14 protein-coding genes are annotated in these 13,523 nt (G+C 40.1%); 6 read left to right on the top strand and 8 right to left on the bottom strand.

Going from position 1 to position 13,523, the window contains the following annotated elements:
* The 3 genes from MRT15_RS05810 to MRT15_RS05800 all read left to right on the top strand — a co-directional run.
* A partial coding sequence (locus MRT15_RS05810; protein ID WP_304328785.1) for a PLP-dependent aminotransferase family protein occupies positions 1-947 on the top strand: 947 nt, incomplete at its 5' end.
* Positions 948-979: 32 nt separating this feature from the next.
* Complete coding sequence (hypA, locus tag MRT15_RS05805; RefSeq protein ID WP_304328783.1) at positions 980-1,381, top strand: hydrogenase nickel incorporation protein HypA; 402 nt, start codon at positions 980-982, stop codon at positions 1,379-1,381.
* Positions 1,381-2,106 (top strand): P-loop NTPase, encoded by a 726-nt coding sequence (locus MRT15_RS05800; RefSeq protein WP_304328781.1) that lies wholly within the window; start codon positions 1,381-1,383, stop codon positions 2,104-2,106. The genes hypA and MRT15_RS05800 overlap by 1 nt, the downstream gene beginning before the upstream one ends.
* On the opposite strand, the gene MRT15_RS05795 is transcribed toward MRT15_RS05800, so the two are convergent.
* Positions 2,083-2,913: an MBL fold metallo-hydrolase gene (locus MRT15_RS05795; RefSeq protein WP_304328778.1), complete on the bottom strand. Its 831-nt coding sequence runs from the start codon at positions 2,911-2,913 to the stop codon at positions 2,083-2,085. The genes MRT15_RS05800 and MRT15_RS05795 overlap by 24 nt on opposite strands.
* 72 nt (positions 2,914-2,985) lie before the next feature.
* On the opposite strand from MRT15_RS05795, the gene MRT15_RS05790 reads away from it, so the two are divergent.
* On the top strand, positions 2,986-3,438 hold the full coding sequence (locus tag MRT15_RS05790; protein WP_304328777.1) for a GAF domain-containing protein: 453 nt from the start codon (positions 2,986-2,988) through the stop codon (positions 3,436-3,438).
* 44 nt (positions 3,439-3,482) lie between these two features.
* On the opposite strand, the gene MRT15_RS05785 is transcribed toward MRT15_RS05790, so the two are convergent.
* Positions 3,483-4,277, bottom strand: coding sequence for a carbon-nitrogen hydrolase family protein (locus MRT15_RS05785; RefSeq protein WP_304328775.1), 795 nt, complete (start codon positions 4,275-4,277; stop codon positions 3,483-3,485).
* Between the two features lie 56 nt (positions 4,278-4,333).
* On the opposite strand from MRT15_RS05785, the gene MRT15_RS05780 reads away from it, so the two are divergent.
* Positions 4,334-4,756 carry a threonyl-tRNA synthetase editing domain-containing protein gene (locus tag MRT15_RS05780; protein WP_304328773.1) on the top strand — a complete coding sequence of 141 codons (423 nt, stop codon included), beginning with the start codon at positions 4,334-4,336 and terminating at the stop codon, positions 4,754-4,756.
* A gap of 61 nt (positions 4,757-4,817) precedes the next feature.
* On the opposite strand, the gene hsp20 is transcribed toward MRT15_RS05780, so the two are convergent.
* The 6 genes from hsp20 to MRT15_RS05750 form a co-directional block, all read right to left on the bottom strand.
* On the bottom strand, positions 4,818-5,369 hold the full coding sequence (gene hsp20, locus MRT15_RS05775; RefSeq protein WP_304328771.1) for an archaeal heat shock protein Hsp20: 552 nt from the start codon (positions 5,367-5,369) through the stop codon (positions 4,818-4,820).
* Between the two features lie 45 nt (positions 5,370-5,414).
* Positions 5,415-7,256: an ABC transporter ATP-binding protein gene (locus tag MRT15_RS05770; protein ID WP_304328770.1), complete on the bottom strand. Its 1,842-nt coding sequence runs from the start codon at positions 7,254-7,256 to the stop codon at positions 5,415-5,417.
* On the bottom strand, positions 7,256-9,079 hold the full coding sequence (locus MRT15_RS05765; protein WP_304328768.1) for an ABC transporter ATP-binding protein: 1,824 nt from the start codon (positions 9,077-9,079) through the stop codon (positions 7,256-7,258). The genes MRT15_RS05770 and MRT15_RS05765 overlap by 1 nt, the downstream gene beginning before the upstream one ends.
* A gap of 90 nt (positions 9,080-9,169) precedes the next feature.
* Positions 9,170-10,270, bottom strand: coding sequence for a hydrogenase formation protein HypD (hypD, locus tag MRT15_RS05760; RefSeq protein ID WP_304328766.1), 1,101 nt, complete (start codon positions 10,268-10,270; stop codon positions 9,170-9,172).
* 19 nt (positions 10,271-10,289) lie between these two features.
* Positions 10,290-11,996, bottom strand: a complete 1,707-nt coding sequence (gene metG / locus MRT15_RS05755) for a methionine--tRNA ligase (protein ID WP_304328787.1) — start codon at positions 11,994-11,996, stop codon at positions 10,290-10,292.
* Positions 11,997-12,078: 82 nt separating this feature from the next.
* Positions 12,079-12,936 carry a F420-dependent methylenetetrahydromethanopterin dehydrogenase gene (locus MRT15_RS05750; RefSeq protein ID WP_304328764.1) on the bottom strand — a complete coding sequence of 286 codons (858 nt, stop codon included), beginning with the start codon at positions 12,934-12,936 and terminating at the stop codon, positions 12,079-12,081.
* An 88-nt stretch (positions 12,937-13,024) separates the two neighbouring features.
* Between MRT15_RS05750 and MRT15_RS05745 the strand changes: the two genes are divergently transcribed.
* Positions 13,025-13,523, top strand: a 499-nt coding sequence (locus MRT15_RS05745; RefSeq protein ID WP_304328762.1) for a formate--tetrahydrofolate ligase, incomplete at its 3' end; no start/stop codon positions are given.

Here is a 13,523-nt window from a genome sequence, read left to right as displayed (position 1 = left end):
GCATAAAAGTTAAGGGGGTAGAGGAACTAGTAATACTGACTGGAAGCCAGCAAGGATTGGATCTATGGGCTAGAATTCTACTCAACCCTGGAGACATAGTATTTGTTGAAGCCCCAACATATCTAGCTGCACTAAACGCCTTTGCACCATACCAACCAAAAATAATTGGAATACCATTAGATGAGAATGGTATGAGAACAGATGTATTGGAAGAAAAGATAAAGGAGAACATTAGGAGGAAGAGGAAGATAAAGTTCATATATACAATACCCACATGCCAAAACCCATCAGGATACTCCATGAGCCTTGATAGGAGGAAGCACCTAATGGAAATAGCATCAAAATACGACCTCCTAATATTGGAGGATGACCCATACAGCTACTTCCTATACGAGAAGGTTGAAACAACACCATTAAAATCCATGGATAATGAAGATAGAGTGGTATTCATGAGCACATTTAGTAAAATGATTGCACCAGGACTTAGAGTGGGATGGATGGCTGGAAACGAGAAGATAATAGAGAAGATAATATTGGCTAAGGAAGTTGCAGACTTATGCACATCACCACTAAGTCAATATATAGCGGCAGAAGCCCTTAAAACTGGATTAATGGAAAAGCATCTACCAAGAATTAGGGAAATTTATAGGGAGAAGAGGGATATAATGATGAACTCCCTCGAAACATACATGCCAAAGGGGTCTAAATGGGTTAAGCCTGTGGGGGGAATGTTCATATTTGCATGGGCTCCAGAGGGGGTTGACACAGAACTAATAGCTCAAAAAGCAATAGAAAAGTATAAGGTTGCATACGTCCCCGGAAGACCATTCTACCCAGATGGATCCGTTAGGAATGCCATGAGACTAAACTTCACATACCCATCAAAGGAGCAAATAGTAGAAGGAGTGAAGAGGCTTTCACAAGCAATAAAGGAAGAGATCAAATGACATAAATAAAACATCAATGGTTGTGAAATTGAATGCATGAATGGGCCCTTGCAGAAGCTGTGGTAATGTCTACATTAAGAATTGCAAAGGAAAGAGGGTTAAGGGAGATAAGGGAAGTTGCTATCAAAGTTGGGGAGCTACAGCAAATAGATATTGAAATATTCAAATTCGCACTATCAGAACTGAAAAGGGAAAATAATATGGAAAATGTGGAATTCAAGATAGAGATCGATGAAGCGGAAATGATGTGTAGGAAGTGTGGATATAAGTGGAAGTTTGGAAGTGAAGGTTTAAGTGAAGATGTTAAAGAGGCTATACACTTCATACCTGAAGTAGCCCATACATTCATGAGATGCCCAAAATGTGGAAGCCCAGACTTTGAAGTAATAAGTGGTAGGGGGGTTTGGATAGAGAGCATAAGTGGTGTGGCTTGATGGATCCAAGGATAATTGCAATAAATGAACGTGTGAAAAGCATTAGAAATGTCATAGCGGTGGTTAGTGGGAAGGGGGGTGTGGGTAAAAGCATAATTTCAACAATAATGGCGCTACAACTCTCCAGAATGGGGTATAAAGTTGGATTACTAGACACAGACTTCACAAGTCCATCCACACACATAATACTAAACGCAGAGGAATTAACGCCAAAGGAGGATAGGGGGGTTATACCTCCAGAAATTCATGGATTAAAGTATATGACAATCACATACTACACGAAAAATAACCCAACACCATTGAGAGGCATAGATGTATCCAATGCCCTAATAGAAATATTATCCATAACTAGATGGGGGGATCTGGATTACCTAATAATAGATGCACCCCCAGGAATAAGCGACATCATACTAGATTTACTGAGGATAAATTGGAGGATAAAATTCATAGTTGTAGCAACACCATCAAAGCTAGCCCTAGAAACAGTTAGAAAACTCATCAAATTACTGGAAGAGCAGGGTGGGGATATAATTGGGATAATAGTGAACATGGTCATGGGAATTGTGACCACTGAATATAGAGGTTTGGGTAAAAGAGTTTTGGTGGAAATACCATTCCAGCAAGACTTGGAAGATAAAATTGGAGATGTTGAGGAACTATTGGAAAGCATGATTGGAAGGAAGGTGGAGGAAGCTTTAAAATTAATAGTTGAAGAATCTCCTTAAATCAGTCTGCTTCTCCATAAATGAGAAATCAATATTCTTACCAAACCTCACCCTCATACCATCCCTCGCAGCTATAGTTGGAACTCCAGTTTCATTCTCAATCCACTTAGCCTCAGAATCAGGGCTCTTCATAATCATGTGCATCCCAAAGTGGGTTATTATAGCCTTCTCAGGCTTAACCTTATTAATAATTTTAGCGGCATCCACGCTGGTCATATGCCCCTCCCAAGGTTCACCTCCAGGCCTCAATACTGAGAGTATAATTAGCCTAACACCACCATAATATTCAGCAACATCATCGAAATATTCTGAGTCAGGCATGTAGGCGAAATCCCCATACTGAGTTTTAAATCTAAAACCAACAGTACTTGGATCACTATGAACAGCTTTACAAACCTTAACCTCCAAATCACCTATAATCACCGAAGTACCGATCTTAGCCTCATAAACTTCTGAAGGTATTGATTGATGATACTTAGATAAAACCTTCTCACAAACCTCATTACCATAGAGGACACTTGTGGAAGCCAGTAAAATACCCCTCCTCCTAGTTGTACCCTCACTCATAGCTTCAATCATAACAGCAGCATCATTGGAGTGATCTGGATGAGCATGCGAAACAATTATCCCATTTATTTTACGTGGATCCAAACCCATCTCAATCGAGTAAACCAATGCCCCTGGACCAGGATCCAAATGCACATTAGACTTAGAACTAATAATCCTAATTCCACCAGTCCTCCTCTTCTGAGTTGCCATTGAAAACCTTCCACCACCAGTCCCAAGGAAAATTATCTCGACAAACAAATCAATCACAATTAAATTTATGAATTAAAATATGAATAATAGCTTTACCATTATATATGGTGGTGGAAATCCATGAATAAAGATGAGATTTACGAGAAATGCTACAATGAGATAATGGGGAGAGTTAAAGGCAAAGAGATTGTGGAGAAGATGAGGATAGTTTGCGAAGTTATGAAGAAGAATATCCCATACTACTTCTGGGTTGGATTCTACATTCCAAGAGAGGAATATCTGGAGCTAGGTCCCTCAATGGGCCCCCCTGCATGTGCAAGAATAGCATATACGGGGGTATGTGGGACAGCATATAGACGTAAGGAAACAATAGTGGTTCCAGATGTGGATAAGTTTCCAGGGCACATAGTATGTGATCCAAGATCTAAATCCGAAATATCAGCGCCAGTATTCAATTCAAGGGGGGAGGTAATAGCTGTATTTGATGTCGATAGCGATCAGCTGGGAAGCTTTGACGAGAAAGATAAAGTGTGGGTTGAGAAAATATTAAGGGAAGTCTTCACAGAACTCTAAATGTAAATCATCATACACGACGCCCAACCCTACTCCACACCAATTCATTTTTGAAGGTATAGTTCAGGTCTCCTTTGAGATAGTAATGGTAGACTTCTCCTAACATCATTCAATCTATCAATACTTATATCACTATGTATCATTACACCCTCACGTTCACCAGCATCCGCCAACACCACGCCATATGGGTCAACTATACAACTCCTACCGCAAAATCTCGGCTGAGTTTGATTTGCCATAACAACATAAATTCCATTCTCTATGGCTCTAGCCAAAATCATAGTTAATAGATGAACCTCCTTTAAAACCCCACCATACCATGCTGAGGAAACGCAAAGCAGTGTGCACCCATCAATAGCTAGGCTTCTGGCAGCCTCTGGAAAACGAATATCATAACATATTAAAAGACCAACATTGAAATCACCCAATCTAACAGGTTTAGCCAAAGAATCTCCAGGAACTATGTAATCAGATTCCCTAACATTAAATGCATCGAAGAGATGTGTTTTACGATAAACTGAAAGTACTTCACCAGAACTGGATATCAAAACTGAGGTGTCATAAACCCTCCCAGCCTTATCATTGGACTTCTCAGAAAAGTTCACAACAACATTTACATTACAATCCCTCGCTGAACGCCTAATTTCACCTAAAAATCCCCCATCAATATACTCCGAATGCTTCAATGAATCCTTATCCAATGGGAAGAACATGGAATACTCGGGGAAGACGATGAGTTCAATACCAAGTTTAGATGCATACTCAATGTAACTCAAGATCCTCTTAAGATTCTCATCTTTAGATCTACTGGCATTAAATTGTACAGATGCAACACGCATATAAATGCCACTGATTACACTTATATTTACCTAGAAATAAGTTTATTGTGATATCCATGAGGATCTTATTAATCCATGCTGAAAAGTTTTGGTGGAAAGTTACAAAACCTGTCAGAATACCCATCAGAGACGAATTAACAAATGAGAATAGGGAGGGGGAGGAGGAAAACGTCTTAGTAGCCTTCACATGCGTAGAATCAATAGATGAAGAGAGGATTGAGGAGAAATGCTTGAAAGCTGTTGAATCAATAATGGAGGTATCCTCAAGGATAGGGGTAAAGAAGGTCGTAGTATATCCATATGCACATTTATCCAATCAATTGGGAGACTTAGAAGTAACAGTTAAGGCTCTGAGGATGATTACGCAAAATTTGATGGATAAGGGGTATCAAGTAAAGCAATCGCCATTTGGTTATTATAAGGAATTCATGTTACACTGTAAAGGACATCCATTATCAGAATCCCTTAGAGTAATATGAAAAAAGGCTACGAATAAAAAGAATGGGTGTTGAAGCAGTCAATTAAAGTTCACAATTTAGTTCACTCAACCTTTATCTCGTACCCCTCTTCCCTTCGACCCTTCTCCTTCTCCAATTTCAACTCTAAAACTCCATTCTTATAGCTTGCTTTAGCACTCTCCTTCTTAACCTTAGCGGGCAATGTTATCTCCTTGTAATACTTCCTATCCCCTGTTTGAGCGCTGACGATGAGTCTATCATCATCAATCCTAATCTTTATATCCTCCTTATTCACTCCAGGCATTTCCACAATCACAGTTACAGTCTTCTCATCCTCATAAACGTCTGCCAGAGGCTCCCTCTCCTCCTCAATCGTTGGTTTACCATAAAACTTCTTCACATTACCAAATTCCTTTATTGTGGGTTTACCATCAGGACCTATGCTTATTGAAAATCCATATATGAATGGCCCCCTAATCCCCCTCTTCTCCAAATCTTCAAATTCCCTTTCAATTTGCTCGAAAAGCTCATATGGTGTGGGTATGGAGAATCTCCTATTAATCTCCTCAAAGAACTCTCTAAACCACCTGTCAAAGGGGTCTTCCCATCTCTCCCATCTCCTCTTGCCAGACATTTATCATCACCAATTAATATGTTAATGAGATTGTTGAATAAATATTTAGCTACTATTATTGTTGCGGTCACCACTATCCTTACCTAAAGCCTCAACGACAACTTCCTCACTGATCTGTGTAGTGTAAAGTTTGTAGTAGAATCCCTGTTTATGCATGAGCTCTTCATGTGTACCCTCCTCTTCAATTACACCATTATGTAACACTATTATCCTATCCCAATCCCTAGCCAACGTCAATCTATGGGCAATTATTATTGCAGTCCTATTTTCAAGGAGCTTCCTTATGGCATACTTAATCATGTACTCAGTTTTCGGGTCAACGGCACTTAAAGCTTCATCTAAGACTAGTATTGGTGGATCTTTAAGCATAGCCCTAGCAAAGGATATCAATTGCCTCTCCCCAGTGGACAGCTTCCTACCAGCCTCACCAGCATCGGTATAATACCCCTTTGGAAGCCTCATAATAAATTCATGAATTCCAAGCCTCTTGCAAACATCAATAACTTCATCATCAGTGGCATCGGGCTTACCAATCCTAATATTATCCATTATAGTTCCCCTAAATAGGAATGTATCCTGTGGAACGAAGGCTATCTGCCTCCTAAGAGACTCCTGTTTAACCCTCCTAATATCAATACCATCAATACTTATCGAACCACTCGTAACATCATAAAATCTGGCAAGCAAGTATACTAGCGTAGTCTTCCCAGAACCCGTTGGACCAACTATAGCAATTTTCTCACCGGGCTTAATATGGAGGTTAATATTCTTGAGTACAGGAACCCCCTTAACATATTCAAACCATACATTCTCATACTTAATTTCCCCCTTAACCCTTGGAAGTTCAATGGCGTCAGGGGCATCCTTAACATCCACCTCACTCTCCAAAACATTGAATATCCTGTCTGAAGCAGCCAATGCAGCTTGTAACATATCGTAGAAGTTGGTTAACTGCATTATTGGATTCATGAATCTAGTTACATAAGCTAAGAATGCTACAAGAATACCAACCTCAAGCCTACCCTGAGCACTTAGAAAACCACCATACAATAATACTACGATCGTGCCAATATTACCAATAAAGTTTATTGTAGGCCAGAATATAGCCATCAACCTTCCAGCTTGAAGTTGAGCTTCAAAATGCTCAGTGGCACTCATTTGAAATCTAGCTTGAGAATCCTCCTCCCTACCAAAGGCTTGAATAACCCTAATGCCTGAAACACTCTCCTGAACCCTAACAGTCACCTCAGCTATCTTCTCCCTAGTTCTACGATAAGCCTTCCTAAACTTACGACTAAAGACGTATGCTATCAATAGCATTACAGGTAATGTTAATAGCGTAACCAAGGTTAATGGAACATTCAATAGGTACATGGCAATGATTACGCCAATCAACGAGAATATATCACTGATAATGTTAAATATCCCTGAAATAAATGAATCCCTCAATATTGAAGTATCATTTATGACAATGGATATTAAGTCTCCAGCCCTCTTATAATCATGATATTTGAAGGATTGAAACATTATCTTCTCCATCAACTTATTCCTCAAATCATAAATTAACCTCTGACCAACCCATGATATCGCATACCCTTGAACTGCCATCGCAGCCCAATTACCAACCATAACCAAAAGATATAACATTGATATCCGCAATAAACCATTCATATCTCCAACCATTATGTAATTGTCAATGGCTAAACCCAAGAGATATGGGGAGAATAAACTTGTAATGGAAGATGCTATCACACATACAACTATCACGAACATTGCAAACTTATATGGAAGCATATGTTTAAGCAGCTTCCTCAAAAGTATGCTGGCAGGAGTTTCAGCCTTCTCATCACCATACCTCCACATACCATGAGGCCCGCCGAACCCCATCACACACCACCATCCTTACTTCCAACAACCTCAGCTTCAACTTCACCTAAAAGCTTCTCCAATTCAGCCTTCTGCTTCGCATAGAGCTCAACGTATATGCTGTAGTATAATCCACGTTTAGCCATTAACTCATCATGAGTACCCTCCTCAACCACTTTACCATCATCTAAAACAATAATCCTATCAGCCAACATTATTAGTGGAAGCCTCTGTGTAACTATAAAGACTGTGTGATCTTTAAGTATACCCTTAATATCATCAATGAACTCCCTCTCAGTTTTAGCATCAAGATTAGATGTTGGATCATCCAAAATTATTATCTTTGCACCAGCCACCAATGCCCTAGCTATCGTCAACCTCTGCTTCTGCCCACCGGAGAGGGTTACCCCCCTCTCACCGATCAACGAGTCATAACCATTGGGTAGAGAAGCTATGAAATCATGTAACTTAGCAATCTTCGCCGCCTTAACTATTTCATCCATAGAAGCTTCAGGCTTAGCCAATGATATGTTATCCTTAAATGAACCAGCAAATATGAATGGCTCTTGTGAAACTATAGCCACCTGCCTCCTAAGAGACTTCAACTTCACATCCCTAACATCATAACCATCAATCTTAACGCTCCCTTGCCAAACATCATAGAATCTTGGAATTAAACTTATCAATGTACTCTTACCCGAACCCGTCCTACCAATAATTGCAACCTTCTCACCAGGCTTAACATGCAAATTAACACCCTTCAAAACAGGCTTATCCTTAACATAACCAAACCACACATTTTCAAATACAACTTCACCCTTAATTGGTGGAAGCTCAATGGCATTGGGCTTCTCATAAACCTCCGGAACTCTATCAATAATGTCGAATAGACGTTTAGCTGAAGTCATGGCTATGGAAAACATTCCAATGAAAGAGCCAATGAACGTTACCGGCCTCATTAGGAGGAGGGTATAAGCATTAAATGCAGCTAAACCTCCAACGGTGAAAGAACCATTAATTATATCTAAACCCCCCACGTATAGTATTGTGATATTAGCCAAAACCAGTAGTAAAGGACCCAATCTACCATACAGTGCATCCACCTTAGCTATACGAACATACAATGAGAATAACTTTTCATTCTCAACATTAAAGGCATTAAGCCTATAATTTTCAACTGAGAGAGATTTCACAGTCCTAAATCCAGTAATATTGTTATCAGTTATTGCCGTTAAAACTCCAAGTTGATTCCTAGCCTCCATATTCAATGGTCTAACGATCATGTTATATCGAATACTAACCAACATTATCCCAAGCATATATAACCCGACTATCACTGACAACTTCGGATTCATACTCCACATATATCCAATAGCTAGTGATGCTAGGAAGACCGTTGAAATGAGATTTCTAAATGGGAATGATAGGAATCTAGCAACCCTCTCAACATCATCAGTAATTCTTGAAACAAGTTGCCCTATGGGAACCTCATCGAAGAAGGAGAATGACTGCCTCTGAACAGCCCTAAACACATCATTCCTAAAATCCAAAGCCACCCTCTGCGAAAAGAGCGTATTATAGTATCGTTCAAAGAAGGCTGCCACACTGGAAAGTACGCCCACAACCACTATCAAAACCACATATGAGAGGACTGTTTTGAAATCCCCCTTCATAACCCCATTATCAATGGCACTACGCATAAAGGATGGAGCTATCGTAGTTAATTGAGAACCTATAAACATTGCAGCTACGGATACTAGAAATGCCTTCCAATACCTCCTTATATATGGAGTTAACCTAATGAAGGTTTTAATTGAAATATACTTCTCGGAACCCCCACTCATCCCCAATCCCTTCCTACACTGAAATTGAAATTCGAATTAAAGATTATAGTAGATAGTTTAAAGTTGGATATAAATGTTTTGTAAGTGAATTCAGCCCATAATTTTATGAAGATATGACCCACCATATTTATAGGCTATGGAGCACGAGCCTTCGGAGGAGACCATGCAGGGACCAACAGGATTCTCTGGGGTGCAAGCTTTAGCGAATAGTGGACATTCCCAAGGCATTATCAACCCCCTAAGAACATCGCCACATCTACATCCAGGAGGCATGGTGTAGTCAGCTTCAACCTCAACATCAAACCTAACCCTAGCATCAAAACTCGAGAATTCATCCTTCAATTCCAATCCAGATTTAGGTATGAAACCAATACCACGCCAATATGCATCTGAAACCTTGAAAACAGTATTCATTAATTCAATGGCCTTAACATTCCCCTCAAATCTAACTGCACGTGTATACTCATTCTTAACAGTATATTCACCATCATTGATCATGTCTATTAACATTGCAACCCCCATAAGCACATCCAAAGGCTCAAATCCAGCTATAACCATTGGAACCCTCTTGGAGTATGCTATATCCAAGTATGGTTTAACACCAATTATCGTTGAAACATGCCCTGGACATATGAAACCATCAATCCTAATTTCACCTAGATTTAATAGGTATAGCATTGCTGGGGGGATGAGTAGATGTGTTGGAATTATTGAGAAGTTCTTTGGGGGATTCGATAATAGCATGGCTGCAGTTGATGGAGCAGTAGTCTCAAACCCTATGGCGAAATGCACAACCTCAAAGTTTGGATTCCTCCTAGCCAACTCCACAGCATCATGTATACTGTAAACCACCTGAACCCTCCCACCCATACCCTTAGAATCCATTAGGGAGAACTTCGACCCCTTAACCCTAAACATATCCCCAAACGTTGTCACCAAAACATTATCCATGAGAGACAATTTAACAGCCAAATCAATGTTAACTGGAGATGCAACACAAACTGGGCATCCTGGTCCAGCCCTCAAATCAACTTTCGGTATCAGCGACCTTATACCTGAATGCGTTATAGTGTATTCATGTGTACCGCATACATGCATAATAACATATCTATCCCTACTGCAATGCTCATTTATATACTTAGCCACTTTCAAAGCTAAACTCCTATCCCTAAGAATCATATGTGAATCCAACGATCACTCCACTCCAAAATTAAGCCAACTCAGGTCTCTTAAGTTTAATTCGAACTTCCCTCAACCTTTCACCTATAGTTTTAACGAAATCCTCAGGAAGCTTTTGGAATATTGGTTCAGGCTTATTTATTACATGCCCCTCCCTCAAATTGGCTTTTGAAGCTTCATCCCAACCAACATTATGGACTGAACCGCCCAAATTCAAGTATCCCCAAACCTTCTCAGCAGAGTGTGGCATGAATGGAGCCATGAGTATTGCAAGCGACTTAACAACGTTTGCAGCAACCCACATGGTTGTGGATGCAGACTTATAATCCTCCTTAATAGACTTCCAAGGAGCCTTATCATTTAAATACTGATTCCCAGCTGAGGAAAATTCCAGTAAAGCTTCAGCTGCAGACTTCAATTTAAAATTCTCAATCAATGATCCAATATTCTTTGGGGCGAAGCTCAACTTGCATAGCATAGACTTATCACTATCATCGAAATCGTATGCTTTTGGAATCTTTGCATCAAACCTACTATATATGAAGCTTAGAGTTCTATGAATGAAGTTTCCAAGATTATCATTCAACTCAGAATTCACAATCCTATAGAATGAATCCCAAGTGAAGTTTAGATCCCTAGTTTCAGGTCTCATCAAGATCAATGCAAACCTCCAGTAATCTGCAGGGGCTATCTCAAGAGCTTCATCAATCCAAACACCAACCCCCCTACTCTTACTGAAGGTTTGACCCTCAAACATTAAGAATTCCACTGAGGATATCTGCCATGGCAAAACATACCCCTCACCTGAAGCCATTAGCATTGCTGGAAGTATTATGGCATGGAATGGGATGTTATCCTTCCCAATGAAGAAAACTGTCTTAGAATCACCATCAACCCAATATTTAAGCCACTCATCCTCACATCCCTTCCTATGGAAGTACTCCTTAGTGGCTGAGAGATATCCCAGTAGAGCTTCAAACCAAACATATATAGTTTTCCCAGAAGCCCCTGGGAATGGTGCAGGTATACCCCAAGAATTATCCCTAGTCACAGATCTAGCCTTCAACCCCTCCTTAAACCACATCTTACAATAATTCTTAACACTATCAGAGAATAGGTTATGCTTCATAACGAAATCCATAAGCTTATCGGAAAGCTTTGGGAGATCGAAGAACCAGTGCTTAGTATTTTTAATAATTGGTTTAGAACCGCAGAAGACGCAATGTGGATCTATGAGATCCAACGGGTCTAGTATCCTATTACATGTGGGGCATTGATCACCCCTAGCCCTAGGCTCGCCACAATGTGGACATACACCCTCAATAAACCTATCCGGCAGGAAAATGTTGCAATTAGGACAGAAGGGGAGTGAAACCTCCTTCTCATATATGTATCCATTCTCATACAATTTCATGAAGAAGTTCTGCACAAAATTTATGTGTATCTCATTCTCAGTCCTAGTATAATTATCATAGCTAACGCCAAGCCTCTCATACAATTTAACAACATAATTATGCAATTGATCTGTAAGCTTCTTGGGGTGAATTCCAAGCTTCCTAGCTTCAACCTCAATGGGCGTACCATGCTCATCAGAACCACTAACGAAAACCACATCTTCACCCTTAGCTCTAAGATACCTTGCAAAGACATCTGGGGACACTATACATGCAACCATAGTCCCAAGATGTGGAAACGCGTTAACATAAGGCCAAGCCGCGCATACAACCCATCTACCCACCAATACATCCCTCCCAATATATCATCTAAATGATTCCACTTAATTAAAATAAAGAGTGTGTAGGTAAGTAAAAAACTTGTTGCTATCCTCTCCTAGCTTCCTCCATCAATTTAACCTTAAACCTAACTTCACCACTGGATATATGTGGAGTCCTATACACAGTGTCACCATACTTCTCAATCTCCCTAGCCTCATCAGCCAACATTGCGGCAACCCTCATAAGCTCATGTGCAGCGGCAACCATTGGCAGATACTGCTCCCTCTCCTTAAGAGTATAGCAGCCAGCAGTGGATAAAGCTGCAACCCTAGCTGCAGCCTCATAACTGGCAATAGCCTTAGCCTTAGCATATGGATTTGTGAAGCCACCATAATTCTCAACAACAAACAATGATTCACCAACAATCCTTGGAAGCTTAACCTCACCACCACTCTTAATTGCATCAATAACCTTATCAATCTCCGAAACAATCATTCTAACAACGCCCGTTACAGATAAAACCACCATTAAATACCCATTGAACAAAACCATCTCAGTGGAATCGAGGAAATCCCTCCTAGCACCAATCATGGGGTCAGCCTTAACAATAATGTAGCCAAAACCTGAACTCTCCAAATCCTTAATAGCCTTCCTAGCAGGATCATCAGATATAACTATTATTGGAACATTTGGAAGCTTCTCCTTCAAATCCATCCTACCCTTAGTAGGCCCCTCCAAAGCTGCATTTGGAGTTACAATTACAATTAGATTTGGGTTAAAGGATACCACATCCCTATTAACTGACAAACAGTCATCAACCTCCATTTTACCAGCAGTGGAAAAAACCCTTGTAACTATATCCTCCCTATTAGCCCTCTCATCCAACATTATTTCAAGCAGCGGAGAACTACCTATACAACCATACTTTACTATGGCAACCTTAACTTTACCAGCAAAACTCATAGAGGGGACACCATTAGAATGTAAACCTCCAAGTTTATATACGTAATCCAAAGTAAATATTACCAAGGATTCAAGATAGGTGAAAAATGTGCAGGTAAAAACATCCCTAAAACCCATAACTGAAATTGCAGCAAAAATAGGGCTTAAAAGGGAGGATCTGGAACTATACGGAGACTATAAAGCAAAAGTAAAGCTAACAGTATACGATAGGGTTAAGGATAAACCTGATGGAAAACTAATAGTTATAACGGCCATAACACCCACAAGATCAGGTGAAGGGAAAACCACAACAGCCATAGGCCTATCAGAAGCCATGTGGAGACTGAATCTAAAGAATATAGTCGTCGTTAGACAGCCATCCATGGGTGTAACCTTCGGAATAAAGGGGGGAGCCACTGGTGGAGGGAAAGCCCAAATACTACCCATGGAGGAAATAAACTTACACTTCACAGGAGACACGCATGCAATAACAATAGCACATCACTTAATGAACGCCATGCTAGACAATCACATATACAGGGGGAAGGAACCACAAATAGACATACACAACATATTCATAAAGAGAGTACAAGACATGGAAGATAGAC

This window comes from Candidatus Culexarchaeum yellowstonense, assembly GCF_024707025.1.
Taxonomy (GTDB): Archaea; Thermoproteota; Methanomethylicia; order Culexarchaeales; family Culexarchaeaceae; genus Culexarchaeum.
The sequence above is the reverse complement of the archived record's forward strand: the minus strand, read 5'-3'. Positions and strand labels throughout refer to the sequence as shown.

What these genes read in the sequence shown, in the direction of transcription:
- MRT15_RS05790 (WP_304328777.1), top strand. Translation starts at nt 2,986, where the DNA reads ATGAATAAAGATGAGATTTACGAGAAATGCTACAATGAGATAATGGGG.
- MRT15_RS05750 (WP_304328764.1), bottom strand. Translation starts at nt 12,936, where the DNA reads ATGAGTTTTGCTGGTAAAGTTAAGGTTGCCATAGTAAAGTATGGTTGT.
- MRT15_RS05770 (WP_304328770.1), bottom strand. Translation starts at nt 7,256, where the DNA reads ATGGGGTTCGGCGGGCCTCATGGTATGTGGAGGTATGGTGATGAGAAG.
- MRT15_RS05785 (WP_304328775.1), bottom strand. Translation starts at nt 4,277, where the DNA reads ATGCGTGTTGCATCTGTACAATTTAATGCCAGTAGATCTAAAGATGAG.
- MRT15_RS05765 (WP_304328768.1), bottom strand. Translation starts at nt 9,079, where the DNA reads ATGAGTGGGGGTTCCGAGAAGTATATTTCAATTAAAACCTTCATTAGG.
- MRT15_RS05800 (WP_304328781.1), top strand. Translation starts at nt 1,381, where the DNA reads ATGGATCCAAGGATAATTGCAATAAATGAACGTGTGAAAAGCATTAGA.
- hsp20 (WP_304328771.1), bottom strand. Translation starts at nt 5,369, where the DNA reads ATGTCTGGCAAGAGGAGATGGGAGAGATGGGAAGACCCCTTTGACAGG.
- MRT15_RS05780 (WP_304328773.1), top strand. Translation starts at nt 4,334, where the DNA reads ATGAGGATCTTATTAATCCATGCTGAAAAGTTTTGGTGGAAAGTTACA.
- hypA (WP_304328783.1), top strand. Translation starts at nt 980, where the DNA reads ATGCATGAATGGGCCCTTGCAGAAGCTGTGGTAATGTCTACATTAAGA.